The sequence below is a fragment of the Vibrio sp. Vb0937 genome (assembly GCF_033338855.1).
The window spans coordinates 390,862-415,486 of record NZ_JAWOTK010000002.1 but is presented as its reverse complement, the minus strand read 5'-3'; the positions used below and the strand labels follow the sequence as shown (position 1 = coordinate 415,486).

Below are 24,625 nucleotides of genomic sequence, written 5' to 3'. Positions count from 1 at the left end.
ATATGATAGTAATAGACAAATTAACGAAGGCTTTCGGTTCAAACAAAGTCGTAGACGAGGCCAATACTCAGTTTGAAAAGGGCAAGGTAACATCGATTATCGGTCCAAATGGCGCGGGAAAGAGCACGCTGTTATCTATGGCCTCGCGCTTAACGGAGCGAGATGGCGGTAGTGTTATCATTGATTGCAAGGAAATCGCGGAATGGGACACAAAAGAGCTAGCGAAAAAACTGGCAGTACTTCGCCAAGCTAACTCGATTACAATGCGGTTTACCGTAAAAGAGTTAGTCTCTTTTGGTCGTTTCCCATACTCTAAAGGAAATCTGACTAAAGAAGATCATGAGGTCATAGAACAAGCGATCGACTACTTAGATTTGCAAGATATTCAAGACAAATACTTGGATGAATTAAGTGGTGGTCAGCGACAGCTTGCATTTATTGCTATGGTGATTGCACAAGATACAGATTATGTCTTTCTTGATGAACCTCTTAATAACTTAGATATCAAACACTCTCTTCAGATCATGAAAGTTGTGCAGCAGTTAGCCCATGACATGAATAAAGCCATGGTGGTCGTGATTCATGATATTAATTTCGCGGCGTGTTACTCAGATGTCATATTGGCGCTTAAGAAAGGCAAGGTTGTGGCGAGTGGTGCGGTTGAAGAGGTTATTCAAGCGTCTACGCTAGAGGACATCTACGAAACGCCATTTAACATCATAGAGTTAAACGGTAAGCGCATGTGTACCTATCATTAAGCGAGCTAGTTCGTTTTTAACGAGATCAATAGATAGGCGGGCTTACTTGGTGAGCTCGTCTATGATTGGGCATCGGCTCTCTGCATCTCCAGGACAAGAAGAAACCCAACCTTCAAGTTGCGTTTTGATCTCCATGAGGTGTGCAATTTTTTCTTCAACCTCTCTCAGTTTGTCCATGGTTCTTGCTTTTACTTCGCTACTTTTGCGGTTGGGGTTATGAGCAAGTTGTACGAACTCTTTGCATTCTTGCAACGAAAAGCCTGCGCTTTTTGCGCGTGATACCAAGTTAAGCTCTTGAATATGATTATCTGAATATTCGCGATAGCCAGAGTCGCTACGCGCTGGTGGAGATATGATCCCTTTGTCTTCATATAATCGAATCGACTTAGATGAAAGCCCTGTGAGCTTCGCGACAGCACCAATATTCATGTTTAACCTCCATAACGTTTAAGGCGAGTATATACCGATGTTGTGGATAAGACACTCCTAAATAACAGTCAGTTACCTAGAGTCCCCTTACTCTTTAATCACTTCATGTGGTGGCACACCAAATGCCTTTTTGAAGGCATAAGTGAAGTTAGAAGGGTGGTGGTATCCGGCTTCATAGGCGGCTTCTGTTATCGTCACTAGGCCACGTTCCAAATGTTGCCTAGCAATCTCAAGACGTCGAAAACGAATGTAGCCGTTTATGGTCATATTAAGTGATTGTTTAAATCGGCGCTGCAGGTTTGAAACACTCATTGAGAATTGGCTCGCCAACTTTTCCAAGCGTAGTTCTTGATCAAGGTGAGTTTCAATATAGCTGACAATATCCTCAATCCGACCATCAATGTGTCGTTCAATACTGCTGTTTTTAGCACTGAAATTCTTAGGAATTTGCTTGGTGGCTTGATGTAATATTTGATAGATCAAGCTTTCGACTTCTAGCTTCTCTTGGAACTCTTGCGGTGTTTCTCTATTTGTTAACGTTTCAGCCAGTTCGCATAGCGTCTGGTTAAGCTCCAACTGTTGAAACGCCTGATGAGAGTTAAAAAAGGCTCGATGGCTACAATTTTGCTCAAGGCGGGCCTCTAGCCATTGGGGCTTAACCAATATGTTGATCTTATTAATGAGGTTATCTTTGAGCAGTGAACGACGAAAATTTGCAGGTTTGAGTAAGTTCACCACTACACCCTTAGGGCCGTCGCTCGCGTCTAAATCAAATTGCAAATCGTCGTAGCCAAACGAGAGTCTACCTTCTAAAAGAATAGTGACCAGCAGTGAGGCGTGTGCAGTAGAAACAATATTCGAATCAATAAGTTCTAGACAACGCCCGCCATGAACAAAAATTTGATCATTGTACTGATATGATAGGAACTTACCTTCGGCCAGTTGAGTTTGACAAGGTTGGCCTTGCGTGACAATCCATTGTTTCTCTGTCGCCTCTAGTCTTTGGGTTAAAGCTATCTTGGCAATTTTTGTTCGTTTTGTTGTGACTTCCTGCATTTGACACTTCCTCATAACACTTGTGCGATTTCGCATAACCAAATCGCCTTTGTATTTATAAAACTCATGCTTATTATACCTGAGAATTATTATCATTAATATTTAGGAATTAAGTTATGGAAAGCCCTGCTTGTTCACCTATCAAGCTTTCAAGCCTTTGCCTTGCAGTGGGAATGGCGCTATCAACCCCTGTTTTAGCTCAAGATACTGAGTCACATTTTGAAGAGGTCGTTGTATGGGGAACGAAAGTTTCCAGCAACACTGAGTCGATGTTTGCGGACGACATGTCACTGAAGCAAGCGGATCACATGTCTGATTTACTGCGCGATATTCCCGGTGTGGATGTTGGTGGCACACACTCTGTGAATCAACGTATTACGATTCGTGGTTTGAGCGAAACCGATTTGGACATTCGTCTTGACGGTGCTTCTCAGCATGCGAGCATGTTCCATCATATTGGTAACTTGACGTTGAACCCTGACATTCTCAAATCTGCGGACATTAAGGTAGGTAATAACTCTGTGACTCAAAACGGGTTAGGCGGTTCGGTCTACTTTGAAACGAAAGACGCTCGTGACTTACTTCGTTACGATGAAAAGTTTGGTGCGCGTGTTTATGGCGGCTATGCATCCAACGACAACCAACAAGGTTCGTTGACACTGTACGGACTTTTGTCCGAAAACATTGATGCGATGGTCTATGGCCATTACGTTACGCGTGATGATTTTGAAGATGGTGATGGCAATAAAACCTATGGTGCTGCAGGTGATGTTTACAACATTCTGGCTAAGCTGGGGTATGAACTAAATGACATCCATCGTTTTGAGCTCTCTTATGACATGTACCGAGACAGTGGAGATTACAGTCCGCGTCCTGATATGTCTGGTAGTGCAAATAATAGCCTGTCGAGCAAGTTACTTATCCCTACGGATTATGACCGCGATACCGTTACTTTGAGTTACGAGTTGCGAGGCGAACAACACCAAGGAAACGTCACTCTTTATAATACCGAGACAGAAATTAAACGTGACGAAACGGTGATGGCCCCTCGTTGGCCCTCGAACCGTTTATCAAAGAACACCGCCAAAAACCAAAACTTTGGTTTGAATGGCAAATTCCAGTCAGATGTTATGTTAGGTGAGTTTGATAATCGAGTCACTTATGGCTTCGACTACATGGATAAAACTTCTTCGAGTTACTACGGTAGTCGTAAGTTTATGGACGAATCGGCGATTTCAACCGCACTGTTTGTAGAAGATCAGTTCTTCTTCTCTGATGCCTTCTTTATTACCGCAGGTATGCGCTTTGATGATTACAAACGCAAAGCTGAGACAGGAACCAGTAATTATGATGATGTGACTTGGGCTCTAGCAGCAGAGTGGGCGGTGACTCAAGATTGGACGTTGTTTGCGAGTGCACGTTCTCTATTTAAAGGTCCAGAGCTAATGGAAACCTTTATTGCTTACCAAGACGTTGCATTTTTAGAGGATGGGTTAAAGCCAGAAACGGGATTGAACACGCAGGGTGGTGTTCGTTTTGATAAAACCTTTGATAAGCATTTCTTTGGGGCGAATATTACGGTATTCCAAACGGAAATTGATGATTACATTGCAGATCAGTACCAAAACGCGACTCAAACTTACCTGATTTACAACTTAGGTGATGTTGAGATTAAAGGCTTTGAGGCAAGTGCTTCTTATGGTTACGACAAGTTTAACAGCAAACTTTCTTACTCTAAGTCGGACACCAAAAACAAGAATACTGGTGGTCCTGTTGCTGGGGGCAATGGGCGTAGCATTGATATGGGTGATAGCATTGCTCTAACTTTGGATTACCAGTCAGACGCTTTAGAAACGATCTTCGGGTGGAACTCAATGTTTGTTCTAGAGGAAGACAACGTCTTTGATGGTCAGCCAAAGAAAGCAAGTTATGATGTGCATAATCTATACGCTCAATGGGTGCCGTCTGATATTGATGGACTGTCGGTGACCTTTGGTATTGATAATGTATTTGACGAGTTGTACAGCTCTCATGCGTCTCGTTCGGGTACTGCACGTGGCTTCACGCTTGATGACTACGAGCCGGGTCGCAACTTCAAGCTCTCTGCAGCTTATCAATTCTAACAAGGTTCTTCATAGGACGTTTCAAAGTAACGAGTAAGTTCATGATTAAAGAAAGCACCCGAATAGATAGCGAACACGCTGACAAATACTTAGTGACGCTTTGTCGGCATTTTGGACGAAAAGTTCCTGCTACTTGGAATGAAAATAGCGGTTTGGTGACATTTCCGACGGGAAAAGCGGAGTTTAACCTTTGTGCATCTAGCTTAACTATAACCTGTGAGGCGGATTCAGAAGAGAAACTGAATACGGTTAAGGCGATCATTTCATCGCATGTGGACATGTTTTCTCGTCGAGAAACATTAGCACTTAGCTGGGTTCGTTAGCGCTCGTTTAAGGATGCTGTGATAGAAAGGGAATGTTAAAAGCAAAAGCCCGCAATCTTATGATTTGCGGGCTTTTATTGTTTGAATGCTATTGCGCTTTCTCAGGCTCTAGGCTTTTTTTTTCCTGCTGCATTTTTGCTAGGAAGTAGATGTTAACGCAAGCTATAAAACCGTTAGTTAGTACTACAGGCCAAGAATCAATCATTAGTCCGTAAGCAGTAAATAGCGCACAACCAATAAAGTTAAGGATACGAAGCTTAACAATATCTTTCATAGTTAGCGAAATAGCGACCATGATTGAAGCTGCATAACCTAAAATCTCAACCATATTCATGTCCATTTTTTGACCCTCTTAAAATCTGCCGAATTTTGTCGGTACCAATTCTTCTCATCTTGAGATTAATGAGGAAGCTCCATGCCTCGAATGGTCTTTTTTTGTTGTATGGACGCACTATATCAATGGAAAAACCGTGATAAAAGCCTCAAATCAAGGTTAAGAGAAGGTTAGCGATTACGCAAACGTTTAGGACTGGAATTACTGATAATTTTACTTATTGTGTTGATTGATAATAACGATGACATTAATAGCTCAAACACCATTGAAAGTAAGGGAATATTTACATATGATTGAAAATGATAATTATTTTCAAGTGCTGTGTTTATGTATTTTATTATTAGCTTGCTCGTGTTTTTTTTGCTGTATATCAGAACAAAACCGAACTCGTGGTGTGCGGGGATTCATATCGTAAGCCACATTTTTATCGTTGCATTTTGTCCTGCAATTTATGTTGTTCAATATTTAATCGTTACGTTTTTTTCGTCACCGATATTGATTAAGCTGTCATCACGCTCCGGTGTATACAACATTCTCATTGCTTTTCTTCCATTATTGATCGCAACCGGCAGTCTGGCGTTTAGCTGAATGATTTCATCTCTCTTCTTTTCTTAAAACAACTACACTTAATTAGAATAAGGTATCAATTTCATATAATTATTCGATATCTACGTGTTAGCACATGTGTCACATTTCTGTGACTACGAGTAAGTTTTACTTATGTTGCTCGGTAGTAGGGTATTTATCGATTGTTTAATGATTCAATACTTAGTTTAATCGCATAAAGGTGTGCAGTATGCCGCACTAAATTAATAATAAATTATCTAAAAAGGTTAATGGGAAACGTAAGCCATTAGCGGAGGTCAGATGAGTACGCACACGGTACCGCAGAGCGCGATTGTAAATGCTGTCAAAGGTGAAGTTTTGGTTTTGGGCCTGGATGGAAACGTTAAGGTCATAAAAGCGGGGGATGAGTTAAGACCTGGCGAGATTATTATCACAGAAAATAATGCTTCTCTCGACGTACAGATAAATAATGAGCTTTATCTGGTCGATGCAAATTGTGTTGCTTGTCTTCCTGTGCCTTCTTCTGAATCACTAGAACCAGTATTGGTACAATCTCCAGTTAATGGCTTGGTGACTTTTGACCCAACGGCTATTGGAAGTGCTGACTTCGACGCCAACGATATTGCCGCTATCCAGCAAGCTATTTTAGACGGAGCTGACCCTACCGCTATCTTAGAAGCAACAGCTGCTGGCGCAGGTGCTGAAGGCTCGGCTAATGCTGGCTACGTGACGGTTGAATATAATAACCCGGAAGTACTCGCGTCTACTTTTTTTGAAACGTCTGCGACTCGCAGCGGAGAAGATGATCGCGACGAAGATGACGGTTTGAATGTCACGATCTTTGCTGATGGTGGGCAGTCACTGCAATCTAGCGTAACAGAAGGCTCAATTTCTCTATCTAGCTACCCGCAAACCATTTCTTCTAGTGTGCTGGTTGAAGCAGGGGATCTCGCACTTGATACTGCTTCATTTGTACCTGAAACGTCCTCATTAGAGTCTTTGTTAACCGAGTTAAATAGTGACATTACCTCTGGTGGTCAGCCAGTAGCGTTCGTTTACGACGAAGCGCAAAATGCCATTATCGGCACTCAAGGTGGTAACGAAGTGCTTCGTATCGAGATCGAAGCGACATCTTTAGGCCGTGATTTAGAGTTAGAGGTCGTTACCACGATTAGCCAGGGTATTGACCATGTGGCGTCCATCGCTGATGGCCAAGTATCTATCGTCGGTGATCAAATCAATATCGCTTTTGATATTACTGGCGCAGATATTGGTGGGAACAGCATTCAAGCGCCTATTGATTTTACGACAACCGTTATTGATGGCGATGATCCTGCGCCGCAAAACGTTACTTTTGAAAACGTTGAATCTTCTTCTACACCAATCACTGGCACCTTTGTTGATATTGGTAGTGATCAATTGGCAACGGTCACGTTTAATCAAGAAGGACTTAGTCAGTTCGATGGCCTATTGAGTGATAATCAGGCGACAGAAGCGGTACTCTCTGAAGACGGCAGTACTATCACCTTGTCCATTGCTGGCTCGAATGAAACCGTCTTAACCATCAGTCTGAATACTGATGGTACCTACCAATTTGAGCAATTTAAGCCGTTAGAACAAACAAACGGTGAAGATACGATTGAGCTCTCTTTGCCAACCACAATCGTCGACTTTGACCAAGATACAGCAAGCAACACCTTTACGATGACCATCCTTGATGGCGATAATCCAGTGATTGAGAACGTGACGGGATTGTCTTTAGACGAGGCGGGTGTTGACCAAGGTTCACAGGAAGGCGCGGTAGTAACAAGTGGTACTGGGGCGATCACGACAGCGGTCGGTAGTGACATCATTGATCACTATGAGTTGGAACCTACAGAGTTCAATGTTGGTGGAGAACTCCAATCTCAAGGGCAGGTTGTTCAACTAGAACTAGCGTCCGAGAGTAACGGCGTACGTACTTACGAAGGCTTCATTGAGCTGGATGGTGTGCGTATTACCGTATTTGATGTGGCGATTGATGCACCTGCATTGGGCGAATACCAATTCAACTTGTATGAACAACTTGACCATACGGGTGCTAACGATGACTCGCTCACTTTCTCACTGCCAGTTTACGCGGTAGATGCGGATGGTGACCGCTCCTCTATTACCGAAGGTTCGAACACACCAGAAGCTGCGCAAATTGTCATTCAAGTTCAAGATGACGTTCCTTCGATTGATGGCGTTGATGCGCTAGCCGTCGATGAAGACGATTTATCAAGCATTGGCTCCGATCAAAGCGACTCTGTGTTCGCGCAAGGTAGCTTCACGACGACTCAGGGCTCAGACCGTGTTGTAAGTTATCAATTAGAGAGCGGCACTGATCCACTCAATGGGTTGGAATCGCAGGGGCGATCTATCTCTCTGACGGAAACAACCAATTCAGATGGCAGCTTTACCTATTCTGCAACGGCAGAAGGGGACGCTATTTTCACCTTACAAGTTAACCCTGACGGTACTTATTCGTTTACCCTTGAAGGTCCAATCGATCATGCTGTGGGTAGCGATAGCTTAACTCTAGACTTCACTATTGTCGCAACGGACTTTGACGGTGACACCAGCTCACTTGTTCTACCGGTTACCATTACTGATGATGTGCCAACTATTAATGACGTTGTCGCTCTTAACGTCGATGAAGATGACTTAAGTTCGGTAGGCTCAGACCAATCACAGCCAACATTGGTTGAAGGTCAGTTCACGACGACTCAAGGTTCTGATGGCGTCGTACAGTATCAGTTGGATGTAAACGCTGATTCTTTAAATGGCCTGCAATCTCAAGGTCAAACCGTTTCCATTGCCGAAACGCAAAATGCAGATGGCAGTTACACCTACAGCGCAACGGCAAATGGCAGTGCAGTTTTCACATTAATTTTGAATACCGACGGCTCGTACAGTTTTGAGCTGCAAGGTCCAATTGACCATGCGGCAAATAGCGACAGCTTAACCCTTGATTTTAGCGTTATTGCTACAGACTTTGATGGTGACACAAGTCAAATCGTATTGCCTGTTACCATCGTGGATGATAAGCCAACTATTACCGATGTTGATGCGATTACTGTTGATGAAGATGATTTAGGCACGATTGGTTCGGACCAGACTGACCCGATTTCTATTGATGGTAACTTCACCACCACACAAGGCTCTGACCGAGTGGTGAGCTATCAGCTTGACGCGTCTGCAACACCAGTAGCTGGCCTTACATCACAAGGCGTGGCAGTTACGCTGACTGAAACCGCAAACGCTGATGGCAGCTTTACTTACGAGGCGACAGCGGGTAGTGAAGCGGTCTTTACGCTGACGGTGAATACTGATGGTAGCTATAACTTCACGCTTGAAGGTCCAATCGACCACGCGGTAGATAGCGATGAGCTGACACTCAACTTCCCAATCATCGCAACAGACTTTGATGGCGACACCACAAATGCCACTATCCCAGTGACAATCGTGGACGATAAGCCTGTTATTACCGACGTCGACACCATTACGGTTGATGAAGATGATCTAGCTTTAATTGGCTCAGACCAAAGCAATCCAATTTCTATTGATGGCAACTTTACTACCACACAAGGCTCTGACCGAGTGGTGAGCTACCAACTCGATGCTTCAGCAACACCAGTGGACGGTTTAACATCGCAAGGCGCGGCTGTCACACTGACAGAAACCGCAAATGGTGATGGTAGTTTTACCTACGAAGCAACAGCGGGCTCTGAAGCGGTCTTTACGCTGACTGTAAATACTGATGGTTCTTACAACTTCACGCTTGAAGGGCCAATTGATCACGCGGTTGATAGTGACGAGCTGACACTGAATTTCCCAATTATCGCAACCGACTTCGATGGCGACACCGTTACTGAAACCATTCCAGTCACGATTGTTGATGATGTACCGACCATCACAGCGGTGGATGCTTTGAGTGTCGATGAAGATGACCTTAGCGGCGTGGGCTCAGACCAAACTGACGCTGTGTTCGTTGAAGGCGCGTTTACTACCACACAAGGCTCTGACCGAGTGGTGAGCTATCAACTTGATTCAACCGCTGATCCTGTTGCGGGGCTAACGTCTCAAGGTGAGGCGATTACCTTGGTGGAAACCGCGAATGGTGACGGCAGCTTTACCTATGTGGCGACCGCAGATGGCAATCCTGTTTTCACGTTAAACGTAGCAACAGATGGTACGTACGACTTTACGCTGCAAGGCCCGATTGACCATGCCGCCAACAGCGATAGCCTGACGATTGATTTCCCAATTGTTGCCACCGATTTTGATGGTGATACGACCACGGCAACCATTCCCGTTACGATCGCAGATGATGCGCCAATCATCGATAATGTTGTGCCTCTGGCTGTAGACGAAGATGATTTATCAGGTATTGGCTCAGACCAAAGTGACGCTGTGTTTGTTGAAGGCGCGTTCACCACTACCCAGGGTTCAGACCGAGTGGTGAGCTACCAACTTGATTCAACGGCTGATCCTGTCGCAGGTTTAACTTCTCACGGTGAGCCTGTTACCTTGGTAGAGACTGCGAATGCTGATGGTAGCTTCACTTACGTGGCTACCGCGGATGGCGATCCTGTCTTCACCATGAATGTGAATGCTGACGGTACATACAACTTCCGTCTGGAAGGCCCGGTTGATCACGCGCTAAACAGCGATGAATTAGTTCTGAACTTCCCAATCATTGCAGCCGACTTTGATGGCGATACGACAACCGCGACCATTCCAGTCACGATTACTGATGACGTTCCAACTATCAATAACGTTGTCCCACTCACGGTGGATGAAGATGATCTCGCTACAATTGGCTCAGACCAAAACGATGATGCGTTTATGTCGGGTTCTTTCACCACAACTGAAGGCTCGGACAGTGTTGTTAAATACCAGCTTGATGTAACAGCAGATCCAGTAGCAGGGTTGACCTCTCATGGTGAGCCTGTCGTGCTTGCTGAAACTGCTAACGGCGACGGCAGTTTTACTTACACAGCCACAGCAGATGGCAATGCCGTATTTGAATTGGTGGTGAAGCCAGATGGTAGCTACACCTTTACTCTGCAAGGCCCACTAGACCATGCGGTGAACAGCGACAGTCTGCAAATCGACTTCCCGATTATCGCAACAGATTTTGATGGCGATACCTCGACAGAAACACTGCCTGTCACCATCGTTGACGATAAACCAACCATCACCGACGTAGACGCAATCCGTGTGGATGAAGATGACTTAGCGACGATTGGCTCTGACGGCTCAGATCCAATTTCAATCGATGGTAACTTCACTACAACGCAAGGCTCTGATGGGGTAGTAAGCTACCAATTAGATACTGCTGCAACGCCAGTTGATGGCCTAACATCGCAAGGTGTGGCAGTGATGCTGACTGAAACCGCAAACGGCGACGGTAGCTACACTTATGAAGCGACAGCAGGAACTGAAGCCGTATTTACGCTAACAGTAAACACGGATGGCTCATACAACTTCACGCTTCAAGGGCCAATCGACCATGCGGTAGACAGTGATGAGCTGACGCTGAACTTCCCAATCATCGCAACGGATTTTGATGGTGATACCACCACAGAAACGATCCCAGTCACCATCGTGGATGATAAACCGACCATTACCGATGTTGATGCGATTACCGTTGATGAGGATGATTTAGGTACGATTGGCTCAGACCAAACTGACCCGATTTCAATCGATGGCAACTTCACCACCACACAAGGCTCGGACCGAGTGGTGAGCTATCAGCTCGATGCTTCTGCAACACCAGTAGTTGGACTCACATCACAAGGGGTGGCAGTCACGCTGACTGAAACCGCAAATGGCGATGGCAGCTTTACTTACGAGGCGACAGCGGGTAGTGAAGCGGTCTTTACGCTGACGGTGAATACTGATGGTAGCTATAACTTCACGCTTGAAGGTCCAATCGACCACGCGGTAGATAGCGATGAGCTGACACTCAACTTCCCAATCATCGCAACAGACTTTGATGGCGACACCACAAATGCCACTATCCCAGTGACAATCGTGGACGATAAGCCTGTTATTACCGACGTCGACACCATTACGGTTGATGAAGATGATCTAGCTTTAATTGGCTCAGACCAAAGCAATCCAATTTCTATTGATGGCAACTTTACTACCACACAAGGCTCTGACCGAGTGGTGAGCTACCAACTCGATGCTTCAGCAACACCAGTGGACGGTTTAACATCGCAAGGCGCTGCTGTCACACTGACAGAAACCGCAAATGGTGATGGTAGTTTCACTTATGAAGCGACTGCGGGTGGAAACCCAGTATTTACTCTGACAGTAGATACTGATGGCTCTTACAACTTCACACTTGAAGGGCCAATTGATCACGCTGTTGATAGTGATGAGCTGACACTGAACTTCCCAATTATCGCAACCGACTTTGATGGCGACACCGTTACTGAAACCATTCCAGTCACGATTGTTGATGATGTACCGACCATTACAGCGGTGGATGCGTTGAGTGTCGATGAAGACGATCTTAGCGGTGTGGGCTCAGACCCAGGCGGCGATCTGTTCGTTGAAGGCGCGTTTACGACCACACAAGGCTCTGACCGAGTGGTGAGCTACCAACTGGATTCAACAGCAGATCCTGTTGCGGGGCTGACATCTCAAGGTGAGGCGATTACCTTGGTGGAAACCGCGAATGGTGACGGCAGTTTTACCTATGTGGCCACCGCTGACGGCAATCCTGTCTTCACGTTGAATGTCGCAACAGATGGTACGTACGACTTTACGCTGCAAGGCCCGATTGACCATGCCGCTAACAGCGATAGCCTGACGATTGATTTCCCAATTATTGCCACCGACTTTGATGGTGATACGACTTCGGCGACCATTCCAGTCACGATCACGGATGATGCGCCAATCATCGATAATGTTGTGCCTCTGGCTGTTGATGAAGATGATTTATCAGGCATTGGCTCAGACCAAACTGACGCTGTGTTTGTTGAAGGCGTGTTCACTACTACTCAAGGCTCAGACCGAGTGGTGAGCTACCAACTTGATTCAACTTCTGATCCTGTTTCGGGATTAACCTCCCAAGGTGAGCCTGTTACTTTGGTAGAGACTGCGAATGTCGATGGCAGCTTTACTTACGTGGCTACCGCGGATGGCAATCCTGTCTTCACCATGAACGTGAATGCTGATGGCACATACAACTTCCGTCTGGAAGGGCCGGTCGATCACGCGTTAAACAGCGATGAATTAGTACTGAACTTCCCAATCATTGCAACAGATTTTGATGGCGATACGACGACCGCGACCATTCCCGTCACGATTACTGATGACGTTCCAACCATTGACAACGTTGTTCCACTAACAGTAGACGAAGATGATCTCGCCTCAATTGGCTCAGACCAAAACGATGATGCGTTTATGTCGGGGTCTTTCAGCACAACTGAAGGCTCAGACAGCGTTGTTAAATACCAGCTTGATGCAACGGCAGATCCAGTAGCAGGGTTGACCTCTCATGGTGAGCCTGTCGTGCTTGCAGAGACAGCAAATGGTGATGGCAGCTTTACTTACACTGCCACAGCAAATGGCAATGACGTATTTGAATTGGTGGTGAAGCCAGACGGCAGCTACACCTTTACTTTGCAGGGTCCACTAGACCATGCGGTGAATAGCGACAGCCTGCAAATCGACTTCCCGATTATCGCAACAGACTTTGATGGCGATACGTCGAAAGAAACACTGCCTGTTACCATCGTTGACGATAAACCAACCATCACTGACGTAGACGCGATCCGTGTGGATGAAGATGACTTAGCGACGATTGGCTCTGACGGCGCAGATCCAATTTCAATCGATGGCAACTTCACTACAACGCAAGGCTCTGATGGGGTAGTAAGCTACCAATTGGATGCGGCTGCAACGCCAGTTGATGGCCTAACATCACAAGGTGTGGCAGTGACCCTGACTGAAACTGCAAACGGTGATGGTAGCTACACTTATGAAGCGACAGCAGGAACTGAAGCAGTATTTACGCTGACCGTTAATACGGATGGTTCATACAACTTTACGCTGCAAGGTCCAATCGACCATGCGACGGGTAGTGATGAGCTGACACTGAACTTCCCAATCATCGCGACGGATTTTGATGGTGATACCACCACAGAAACGATCCCAGTCACCATAGTGGATGATAAGCCGACCATTACCGATGTCGATGCGATTACCGTTGACGAAGATGATTTAGGCACGATTGGTTCGGATCAGACTGGCCCGATTTCAATCGATGGCAACTTCACCACCACACAAGGCTCTGACCGAGTAGTGAGCTATCAGCTTGATGCTTCAGCAACACCAGTGGCTGGACTCACATCACAAGGCGTGGCAGTCACACTGACTGAAACCGCAAACGCTGATGGCAGCTTTACTTACCAGGCGACAGCGGGTACTGAAGCGGTCTTTACGCTGACGGTGAATACTGATGGTAGTTACAACTTCACGCTTGAAGGTCCAATTGACCACGCAGTAGATAGTGATGAGTTGACACTGAACTTCCCAGTCATCGCGACAGACTTTGATGGCGATACCTCTGCTGAGACAATTCCTGTCAAGATCGTTGATGACAAGCCGACACTTGGCGGAATCGAAGCAACAAGTGTGCAAACGGTTGATGAGGATGATATCCCAACAGTCGGATCTGATGGTACACAGTCGAACAGCATTGCCGGTAACTTCATCGCGACTGATGGTTCTGATGGCATTGTCGAGTACAGCGTTTCTGACCTAACGACGCCAGTACAAGGCCTGACCTCTGGTGGTCAATCTCTGGTTATGGTTGAAGTATCAAACGCAGGTGGCGTTTCAGTTTACGAAGCTCGTATTGATGGCACGACGACGCCAGTATTCCGTGTAACCCTCGATGCTTCTGATGATAGCTACACGTTCGATTTGCTTGCTCCTCTCGATCATCCAAATGCTGATGGCCAAAATGAACTGGTCATCAATTTACCGATAAACGCGACTGACTTTGATGGAGACGTGTCGAACAACATCACCTTACCAATTACGGTTGTGGATGATGTTCCGACCATTGACGGTTTACTAGCAGGCAGCGAACAAACCGTTGATGAAGATGACCTACCAGCAGGTACGGATGCTGCAAGTGCAGAAGATACTGTTATTTCAGGTACTTTTGATATCACCGAAGGTGCTGACCAAGTTGCTTCTATTCAGCTGAGTGACCTGACCACGCCTGTTGCCTCTCTGACTTCAGATGGTGAAGCTATCACCTTAGTTCTGTCTTCTAGCGCAAACGGCGTGAACGTATACCAAGGTGTCGCTGGCAATCCTACTGAAGTGGTGTTCGAACTGACGTTGGATGCAACGAACAACACCTACGAGTTCGATTTACAGAAGCCACTTGATCATCCAGATGGTAATCAGCAAAACGAGATTGTTATTAACCTCCCTGTGACGGCGACAGATAATGATGGTGATACTTCACCAGCCTTCACATTGCCAATTACCGTTGTGGACGATGTTCCAGTTGTTACCAATATTGAAAGTCTACGTGTCGACGAAGATGACTTACCTCTTGGTTCTGATGGCACTAAAGAGCCGTTAACGGTATCAGGTGAATTCGAAGTCACTAGCGCAGATGGTATTGATGCTTTCGAATTGGATCTGAGCTCAAATCCTATCCCGAATCTGAAATCGGGTGGAGAAGAGGTAACACTTTCTCAAGACGTTGGTGCTTCAACTGCTGACGCGCTTGTTTACGTGGGACAAACTCCGGGTGGAGTGACTGTCTTCACGTTGACACTTCATCAAGATGGTAAATACGACTTTGAGTTATCTGGTCAGTTAGATCACGCGGTTAACTCTGATGAGATTTTGTTGAATCTACCTGTGAAGATCACGGATGGCGACAACGATATCATCACTGCGACCTTGCCAGTGACCATCGTAGATGACAAGCCAACCATTGATGCTATTAGCTCTAGTAGTACCTTGTCTGTGGATGAGGATGATATTCCAAGCCAAGGTTCAGACGACACGCCAGAATCCAATATCATTGGTGGCAATTTTGAGGTTACCGATGGTGCTGACTCTATCGTTAGCTTTCAGTTGGATAGTTTAACATCACCTGTATCTGGACTTACCTCAGGTGGTCAGCCGCTTGAATTGGTTGAATTTTCAAATTCAAATGGTGTGATTGAGTACCGAGCTTATGTACAAGGTACGACGGACACCGTCTTTAAACTGACGCTAAATGGTTCAGCAGACAGTTATGAATTTGAACTGTTGGGTGCACTTGATCATCCTGCGGGTAACGATGAAAACTCGTTAGTCATCAACTTCCCAGTCAACGCGACTGATTTTGACGGCGATGTGTCCAATAACATCACCTTGCCGATCACAGTGGTGGACGATGTTCCAGCGATTGTGAAAGTGACAGACACTAGCCAACAAACAGTCGATGAAGATGATCTTGCCGGTGGCTCTGATACGACAAGTAATGATTCTACGGTATTGAACGGCGGATTTGAGGTCGTTGCTGGTGCAGACAAGATTGTCAGCTACCAAGTTTCTGACCTCGATGCCGTCGTGTCAGGCTTAACGTCGAATGGCAGCAGCATCGAGTTGAATCTAGTAAGCACGAATGGTGGAGTAACCAGTTACGAAGCGGTTATTACTGGCACATCAACTAAGATCTTCACGCTGTCTCTTGATGCGAATAATGACAGCTACCAATTTGAGCTGTTGGGACCAATCGACCATGACGCTGTTCAAGGTGAAAACAACCTTGTCATTGATATTCCAATTACAGTAACAGACTTTGATGGTGACACGTCATCATCACTGAATCTTCCAATTACCGTAGTTGATGACATTCCCGAAATTAAATCAGCAGATGCTTTGGCTGTTGATGAGGATGACCTTGCCAACGGTTCTCAGGCAACCAACAAAGACAGCCTAGAAGCAACGGGCAATTTCGATACGGTGGAAGGGGCAGATACCGTTGTCTCTTATCAGCTGGATCTTACTTCTAACCCGATACCAGGAGTAACTTCAGGTGGTTTTGCGGTGACGTTAGTTCAAACCGCGGTAAGCAACAACAACTTTACTTATCAAGGTCAAACACCTGATGGTAACTCAGTGTTCACACTAGTTTTGAACGCTGACGGCTCTTACAAGTTTACGCTTGAGGGTGCGCTAGATCACTCAACTCAAGGCGAAGATACACTCATACTTGATCTCCCAGTCTTTGCGACCGATGTCGATGGTGATACGGCAGGTATTAACTTACCAGTGACGATTACCGATGATGTTCCAACCTTGCACGATGCGTCTATTTCACGTGTTGAGGGACAAGGCAGCCGCACGGTTCGTTTATTCCGAGACCCTGTAGAGGGGGATGATGACCTTGGTGCTGACGGCGCACAAGTGACTTCATTCTCGGCTGATGATTCAGGCATTTACTTCAAGCAAAACGGTGTTGATTCCGATTCTGTTGATTTAAACGGCAGCAACCAAGTTGTGTTCGTTCACAAGGTTCTTGACGGAGTAGATACTGAAATCGGTCGTTTGGTTGTTCGAACCGATGGCAGTGTGTCATTCCGTCCGAATGACGATCTTGACCATACCGAAACCGACTCGATTGATTTCACCATCAACGTTGTTGCAACCGATGGTGATGGCGATATCGCTGATGCCGATGTGGATATCTCGATAAGAGACCGCAATGCGCAAATTGACACGTCTACCGTTACTGCGTTCGAGGACCAAGGGCGTGATGGTATCGTTGTGGGCGTTGACTCTGCAAATACTCAGGACAACTTGTCGACGCTGGATGTTAACCCTGCGAAAGTCGACTTGGTTATCAATTTACATGATATCGACCGTAACGAGAGCTTAGGTGACATCACTATTCGAGATGCTGATACTCACAACGGTACGTTCTACTACCGAGACGGCAGTGGCAACTACATTGAATTAACATCTGTGGGCAATACGGTTGTTCTCGACGCATCAAATGTTGAGCAGTCATTCAATGGTGAGCTTGTCTCGTTAGATAACTTGTACTTCGTACCAGATCGTCATACATCAACCGATGCTTCTGGTATCGATCCTCGTATCCGTGTGGAAATTCTTAACAATGGTACGCCAGATCATACGATTAATGGTCGTTTAGACATTGAAGTTGCTGCCGTTGCAGATATTGCAACGTGGACGGCAAGCAGCGAATTTAACTACTCGGTTGATGAAGATGGAAACAATGTCGCACTTAACATCACGGCTGAAACCCAAGACACTAGTAACCCTGAAGGCATTGTGTACGAGCTTGTCTTTAAACAAGGAGAAGGTAACGCAGAGTTAGTCTATTCAGATGGTAGTGCGATACCAAAATCCGGTGGTGTTTATCTGGTGGATGCAAGCCGAATTGATGAAGTTCAAGTTGATCCGATAGATAACTTCTCGGGCGAAATCAGAATTGATGTCACCGCTATTACGACGGAAAACAACAATCCACTGCTTGGGAAAGATACCGCTCGCTCAGAAACCGAAACCATCATTATTGATGTAAACCCAGTTGCGGATAAAGGTAGTTTTACTGTAAATCGAATTAATGTGTTTGAGGATAATGCTCGAACTCAAAATACGGTAGACCCTGTCACTGATCACGACCCACTCCAATTAAGTGAAGTGATCACCATGAAACCATCAGCGGACTTAGATGGTTCTGAAGCGTTATTTGTGCGCATTTCTAACTTCTCAATTGATGGGGTTACTTTGGTGTGGCTGGACTCAGCAAACCCAAGTCAGATAGTAGAAGTGACCGATTCAGGCGGCAATGTACTTTATTACGAAGTGCCAGAGTCTGAATTAGCGAACGTCGAAGTTCTTCCTCCGTTGCACAGCAATGATGACTTTACTTTCAATGTCGAAGGCATTGTGAAAGACACAGCATCATTGTCTACCGGTACGACAGAAGATGTGTTGTCACTGGGCAGTAAGACCGTCATCGTTGGTGTAAAAGGTGTTGCTGACATACCAGACACGGTATTAATTGACGCGGGGAACGTTTGGAACCGATTCGTAGACGGAGATGTGGCCGGGATAGAGACGACTATCGAAGAGAATGGTGTTGTAAACCTTAACTTCTCGGTTGTATCTGGTGAAGTTGCCGATAGACCACAGGATGATTCAGAAGCCATTACTGTTATCCTGTCCAACATCCCCGACGGTGTTCGTGTCGTAGATTCAGACGGCTCAAGCGTTGACCTCACCTTTGTTGGCTATGATGGTAACGGTCAACCGATTTACGAAGCAAACATCACTGGGCTGAATTTTAATTCCGGTATTCAAATTATTCCGGAAGCCTCTTCAACTGAAAATATTGCGATTACAGGGACGATCATTGTTACCGAGAATGATGGTCATAGTCGTGTGATTGAAAGAGAGGTAAGGATCAAGGTCGAACCCGTTATTGATGCTCAAGATAACTACGTTGTTCGATCGGAGGGAGATGAAGATACGCGCTTTAACATCGATTGGAAACCGACGCTCGTACAAAGCCCTGATACCGATGAATTCTTTAGTGATGTAACCATCTCTGGATTTCCTCCAGGCAGCACGGTCTATGTAGATGGTGTGGCACAAGCGCTTGTTTCTGGAACACTAACGCTTTCACCGCAAGCTGGTGAATCAGAGCAAGATTTTTCCGCTAGAATCTCTCAAAGTGGCTATGTTCAAGTCCAGTTGGAGCAGGATTCAAGTACTGACTTTGACTTGACCACAACCGTCACTGTGAAAGAGATTGACCATGAATATGTTGACGCTTCGAATCCCGGTGAAGGTATCGCTGAGAAAACCATCAATGGTACGGTGAATGTCCAAGTTAATCCAATCGTTGAGCCAGAGGATAAGACGGGGGCAATAGACGACCAAACCCGTCTGCTTGTCACTGAAAGTGGTGGTGGTGCTACCGATATCGTGAAGTCAGACGATCAAGGTAACATTGACTTTACGATCAACACTTCTATGGGGGGCGAATCTGGTGCTCATATCATTAAATATCAAGAGTTTGATGCGTCTTCAGATGAAGTGGTGACTCAACTTGTTGTTCAATTTCACAATGTGGACCCTGAGATCCTCAACCAATTGGTTATCGTCGGTGCACTAAATGAAGGTGGAGGTCGTTGGACAGTAACTAATGAAGACAACTTCTCAATTAAAGCGCCGTCTGGACTTGATTTAACACCAAACGATGACAGTGACGATGGCGATAACGGTGGTCTCTCTCAAATTGGCTTAACCATTTACGCAGAAGTGAATGATTTGGGCGAAGATTTGGGCAACGAAAAAGATGCGACGGTCATGCGCCAAACGGATGTGACACTTGAATTTCCTACCGTTCTCACACCGCAAATGAGTGTAGCGGCAGAGATTCAGGTGGCTGATGATGTCCAAATTCAAGCGTTGGAAGACAATTCTATTAACCTTGGTGCTCAGTTAACGTCGAAAGTTGATGCGATTAATGCAGATGGCGTGGAGGATGTCTTGACTATTATCGTCGATCCTTCAGCTCCTGGTATTCCTCCTGGCTTGGTGATCACGGGGACGGATATCGACTTTGTCAATGGTAAATACGTGTTCCAAGCCCATATCGATGCGAGTGGAAATATTACTGGCCTTGATGGTTTGACGATGCACTTGGCAGAAGATTACGCAGGTGATTTCGAATTACCAATTCGGTTCGTCACTAAAGACACTGAGTCCGGTGATGAAAAAGAAAATAATGTTCAGTTTCCAGTTCAGGTTTTACCGGTTGCAGACGTTCCGAGTTCAGCCGGGGATCAGCCGTTGGATAGCGATGTCACACCAAATGTAAGAGTAGATATCGTCGGTACTTTCGGCTTGGATGCAAACAAACAACCTGTGACTGATCTAAATAACGACGTTCCCACGGCGGATGGTGTTGGTTACGAAGATGGCTTAATCCAACTTAACTTGAGTGTTGATTTTGCCGATCAATTTAACAACACTCAAGGTGGTCGAGAAACACTAACGAACATCAAGTTAGAGCTTGATGACACAACATTAGGTGAGTTTGTTGATGCCAATGGTAACAGCTTAGGAACCAGTATTGAGTTTAATGAAGCTGAGATTTTAGCTGGTGCGCTTGACAATGTTCTGTTTAAGCCAAAAGAAAATTACCCCGTAGGTGGTGGCCAAAATACCGTCAAGATTAATATCGAGGGAGAAATTACTGATGAAGCTGTGTTTGATCAGTCTATCTTGAATAACTCTGGCGATAATATAGATGTGAGAACCTTCACTGACGATGTCACATTTGAAGTTACGCCAGTCGTTGATGATATTACCATTACAGGTGCCGATCCGACGCAGCCAATCACGGTGATTGGTGACGAAGATACTTTAATTTCGCTGAATCAATCGGGCTCTGGTGTTTCGATCAGCCTGAACGATAATGACGGTTCTGAGAGTTTCGTTTCACTCAAGTTAACGGGGCTTCCTGATGACTTTATCGTTAAATCCAATTCCTCTGATTATGTTGTTAAGAACAACGGTGGGGGCGAATGGAGTATTCAACTAAAAGATCTCACTCAGACGTCCATTGACCTGAGTGACATCCAAATTAAACCGCCAAAACACTTTAGTGGCGAGGCTGAGATAGGTATTACGGTCTTCATTCAAGAGGAGTTGCTACAAGTTCCAACGGAACGAAACAACAACTTTACGCTTATTGTCAATCCTATTGGTGATGATGTTGATGTGAATCCCGATACTTCGGCTGCAGGTAATGAGGGCGAAGACATTGTTATTAATGTAAATGCGTTAGTGGTTGATAACAAAGTGTCCATCGGAGATGGTGCAAACTACCAGGAAAATGATCCAGAGACGCTGAGAGTTGAGGTCTCCAATGTCCCTGATGGGGCGAGTGTTTCATTACCTGATGGGACAGTGTTTACTGACCAAGGCGGCGGCATTTTTGTCTTAGAAATCAATGCTCAAGACTTGGATCAAGTGTTGTTTAATTCTGGGGATCGCAACGATAACTCATGGGATGGTTCGCTGCATTTCAAAGTGCAAGCCGTTGATACTGGGCTCGATGGCAGTCAAAGCTTGGGCTCCGCAGAGGAGTTTGATGTCACTGTTGATGTTGAAGCAGTGAACGACCGCCCAGAGTTCGTGAATACAGTGGATGTTGAAACGCAAGAGGATACTCCGTTACTGCTTGATGGCTTTAACATTACAGACGTTGATGCGGTGTTAGATGACCCGAACGCTGAATACGTGCTCAATGTTACTGTAGACAGCGGTATCTTGGAGCTCAACCCAACGCTTATCACTACTTACAACCTAACCGTGAGCGGTGATGGTACGGACTCCGTTGAACTGAAAGGCACAGTGGCCGATCTAAACAATGCCATTGCAGACGGTCTGATTGAGTTTAATCCAGACCTGAACTTCTTTGGTGACGTTCAGGTGGATGTGACAGTCGATGACCAAGGTAATGAAGGTATCGTAATTGGTGGGGTAGATGACACCCTAAATACCAACAGCAGCAGCTTCAATATTGAAGTGACAGCGGTGAATGATACCCCAGAAACTACGCCAGTGACGCTACCGGATATTGAAGAAGATAGTGGTGTGTTCTCCATCTCTGAAGCGGATCTTATTGCGAATGCGACAGACGTAGAGAACGATAACCTCACGGTCAGCAATGTTCAGTTAACGGATCCGAATTCGGGTAGCATTACTTTCAACAGTGGTACGGGAGAGTGGGAATTTACCCCAGCACCAGATTACAACGGTCCAGTTGAAATCACGTACACCATTACAGATGATGGCACGACAAATGGTGCATCCGATCCTAAATCGGTTAACGGCAGCGCATCGTTCAACGTAACGGAAGTCAATGATGCTCCAACGACGTCTGAAGTGACACTTTCTGATATCGCAGAAGACAGTACGGCGGTTGATATTACCCAAGCTGATTTGTTGGCGAATGCGTCTGATATTGAAAACGACACCTTGATGGTGAGCAATGTCCAGTTGGTTGATCCAAGCAGCGGCACATTGGATTTCGACAACGTAACAGGTACATGGTCATTTACTCCTGCGCCTGGCTACAACGGCAAGGTCGATCTGACCTACGACATTACCGACAACGGTACAACGAACGGTGTTTCAGATCCTCAAACGGTGTCAGGAACGGCGACCTTCGAAGTCACTGAGGTGAACGATGCACCGGTAACATCAGAGGTAACGTTGAGTAGTACCGAAGAAGATGGTGGTTCGGTAACTATTACGGCTACTGAGTTGCTGAGCAACGCAAGTGATCCTGAGTCAGACAACTTGACCGTCGATAATGTTGTGTTAGTGGATCCAGCTTCCGGCACGCTGACTCAAGTGAGTGCGACAGAGTGGACGTTTGAACCCGCAGCAGATTTCTTTGGTGACGTTAATTTCACTTATGAAATCACAGATGACGGAACCACTAACGGCGCTCCAGACCCAATTACAATCGCGGGCACAGCAGTGTTGAATGTTGAAGCGACCAATGACGCACCTGAAATCACTGCAACGTCGGTAACGGATACGATCAATGAAGCTGATGGCCAGAAAGTAACGGGTATTAGTGTGAGTGACGTCGACTTTGCGGGCGCACAAGCAAATGAAAGCATGACCGTGACTCTTACAGTTACCGAGGGCGACCTTCGTGTCGAGCCGCCAGCAGGTAGTGGTGTGACTGTTGGGGCGGGGATGGCTGGTGAAATCACCCTAATGGGCACACCAGATAATATTAACTCCGTTCTTGGAGCAACAGACGCTTCTGAGGGTGTATTTGTGGATGCAGGAGATGTCAACGCAGCTTCAATCACTTTATCGGTGAAAGTCGAAGACAACGGCGTGTACTTCGAAAATGCGGGTACCGCATTGGAAGCGAATCAAGATTTCACTATCAATGTGACACCTGTAGCTGATGCACCTACATTGAGTATCAATCCTCAGTTTAATTACATTCGTCAAATTGCGGCTAGCCAAACCGCGAGCAGTCAAGGTTTAGCGATTGTCGGAATCATGGCGGCGCTTACTGATATTGACGAGGTGCTGTCTTTGGAGCTAACGGGCGTACCAGCTAGTGCTGAGGTAACAAGTGGCGTTTCTCCATCAGGCATTAGCTTCGATGGTACCACTTGGACAGTACCAAGCGATGAAATTGATACGCTAGAAATTGTCGCAACAGATACTAACAGTGGTATTGATGTCGGTTCTTACGATATTTCGCTTACGGCCATATCAACGGAATCTAATGGCGATGAAGCGCAGTCTTCACCTGTCCAAATTAGTTTGGATGTGAGTAGTGATAGCGACGATATTGACCAGTCAACCGCAGTGGACGACAGCTATTTAGTCGGTGGAGACACAGGTATCAACTTGATTGGTGGCGACGGTGACGACGTTATTCTGGGTGGCGATGGCGATGACGTGCTTATCGGTGGCTTAGGTTCAGATATCTTAACGGGTGGAGACGGCAGTGATATCTTCAAGTGGACGGTAGATTCCGTTGATGAAGGGGCAGTGGATACCATTACTGACTTCACTGTTAACGAAGACAGTATCGATTTACGTGAAGTTATCTCTGATCTCAATAACTCAATGATCGACATGGATGATCTGCTTAGTCACATTTCGGCAGACTACGATGCATCGACGGAAAGTGTTTCTCTGAACATTACGACGGATGCAAATGTTCAACAGACTATTGTCGTGGAAAACTTAGGTACTTCAATCGACTTCAACGGTCTCAGCTCCAACGAGATTGTAGAGTCATTGCTCAACAACGGTGTTATTGATAACGGATAAACCTGTATACAACATAAAAATGGGCGGCTCTGATAAGCCGCCCATTTTTTTTCGGGAAAGCTTGATTTTAAACAGGAGATATTTGAATCGAAATAGAAAGAAAGAGCGAAGCAAAGG

7 protein-coding genes are annotated in these 24,625 nt (G+C 45.8%); 4 read left to right on the top strand and 3 right to left on the bottom strand.

Translation table 11 applies throughout. The features are described from left to right. The first annotated feature begins 2 nt into the window (after positions 1 to 2). Positions 3 to 758: an iron chelate ABC transporter ATP-binding protein VctC gene (gene vctC, locus R7P67_RS05330; RefSeq protein ID WP_017635379.1), complete on the top strand. Its 756-nt coding sequence runs from the start codon at positions 3 to 5 to the stop codon at positions 756 to 758. A gap of 42 nt (positions 759 to 800) precedes the next feature. Here vctC and cueR read toward each other — a convergent pair whose 3' ends face one another. Continuing rightward, on the bottom strand, positions 801 to 1,187 hold the full coding sequence (cueR, locus tag R7P67_RS05325) for a Cu(I)-responsive transcriptional regulator (RefSeq protein ID WP_005376627.1): 387 nt from the start codon (positions 1,185 to 1,187) through the stop codon (positions 801 to 803). A gap of 87 nt (positions 1,188 to 1,274) precedes the next feature. Beyond that, the gene (locus R7P67_RS05320; RefSeq protein WP_053307613.1) at positions 1,275 to 2,243 is read right to left on the bottom strand and encodes a helix-turn-helix domain-containing protein; all 969 of its coding nucleotides are present in this window, start codon (positions 2,241 to 2,243) and stop codon (positions 1,275 to 1,277) included. 116 nt (positions 2,244 to 2,359) lie between these two features. On the opposite strand from R7P67_RS05320, the gene R7P67_RS05315 reads away from it, so the two are divergent. Continuing rightward, a complete protein-coding gene (locus tag R7P67_RS05315; protein WP_176311500.1) occupies positions 2,360 to 4,366 on the top strand; it encodes a TonB-dependent siderophore receptor in 2,007 nt (668 codons plus the stop codon). 41 nt (positions 4,367 to 4,407) lie between these two features. Then, complete coding sequence (locus tag R7P67_RS05310; RefSeq protein ID WP_005376622.1) at positions 4,408 to 4,689, top strand: DUF2218 domain-containing protein; 282 nt, start codon at positions 4,408 to 4,410, stop codon at positions 4,687 to 4,689. 88 nt (positions 4,690 to 4,777) lie between these two features. Here R7P67_RS05310 and R7P67_RS05305 read toward each other — a convergent pair whose 3' ends face one another. Then, the gene (locus R7P67_RS05305) at positions 4,778 to 5,029 is read right to left on the bottom strand and encodes a YgjV family protein (RefSeq protein WP_005376619.1); all 252 of its coding nucleotides are present in this window, start codon (positions 5,027 to 5,029) and stop codon (positions 4,778 to 4,780) included. Between the two features lie 861 nt (positions 5,030 to 5,890). Here R7P67_RS05305 and R7P67_RS05300 point away from each other — a divergent pair. Continuing rightward, entirely contained in the window at positions 5,891 to 24,508 is an 18,618-nt protein-coding gene (locus tag R7P67_RS05300; protein WP_318085895.1) for a retention module-containing protein, read from the top strand. Positions 24,509 to 24,625: the final 117 nt, after the last annotated feature.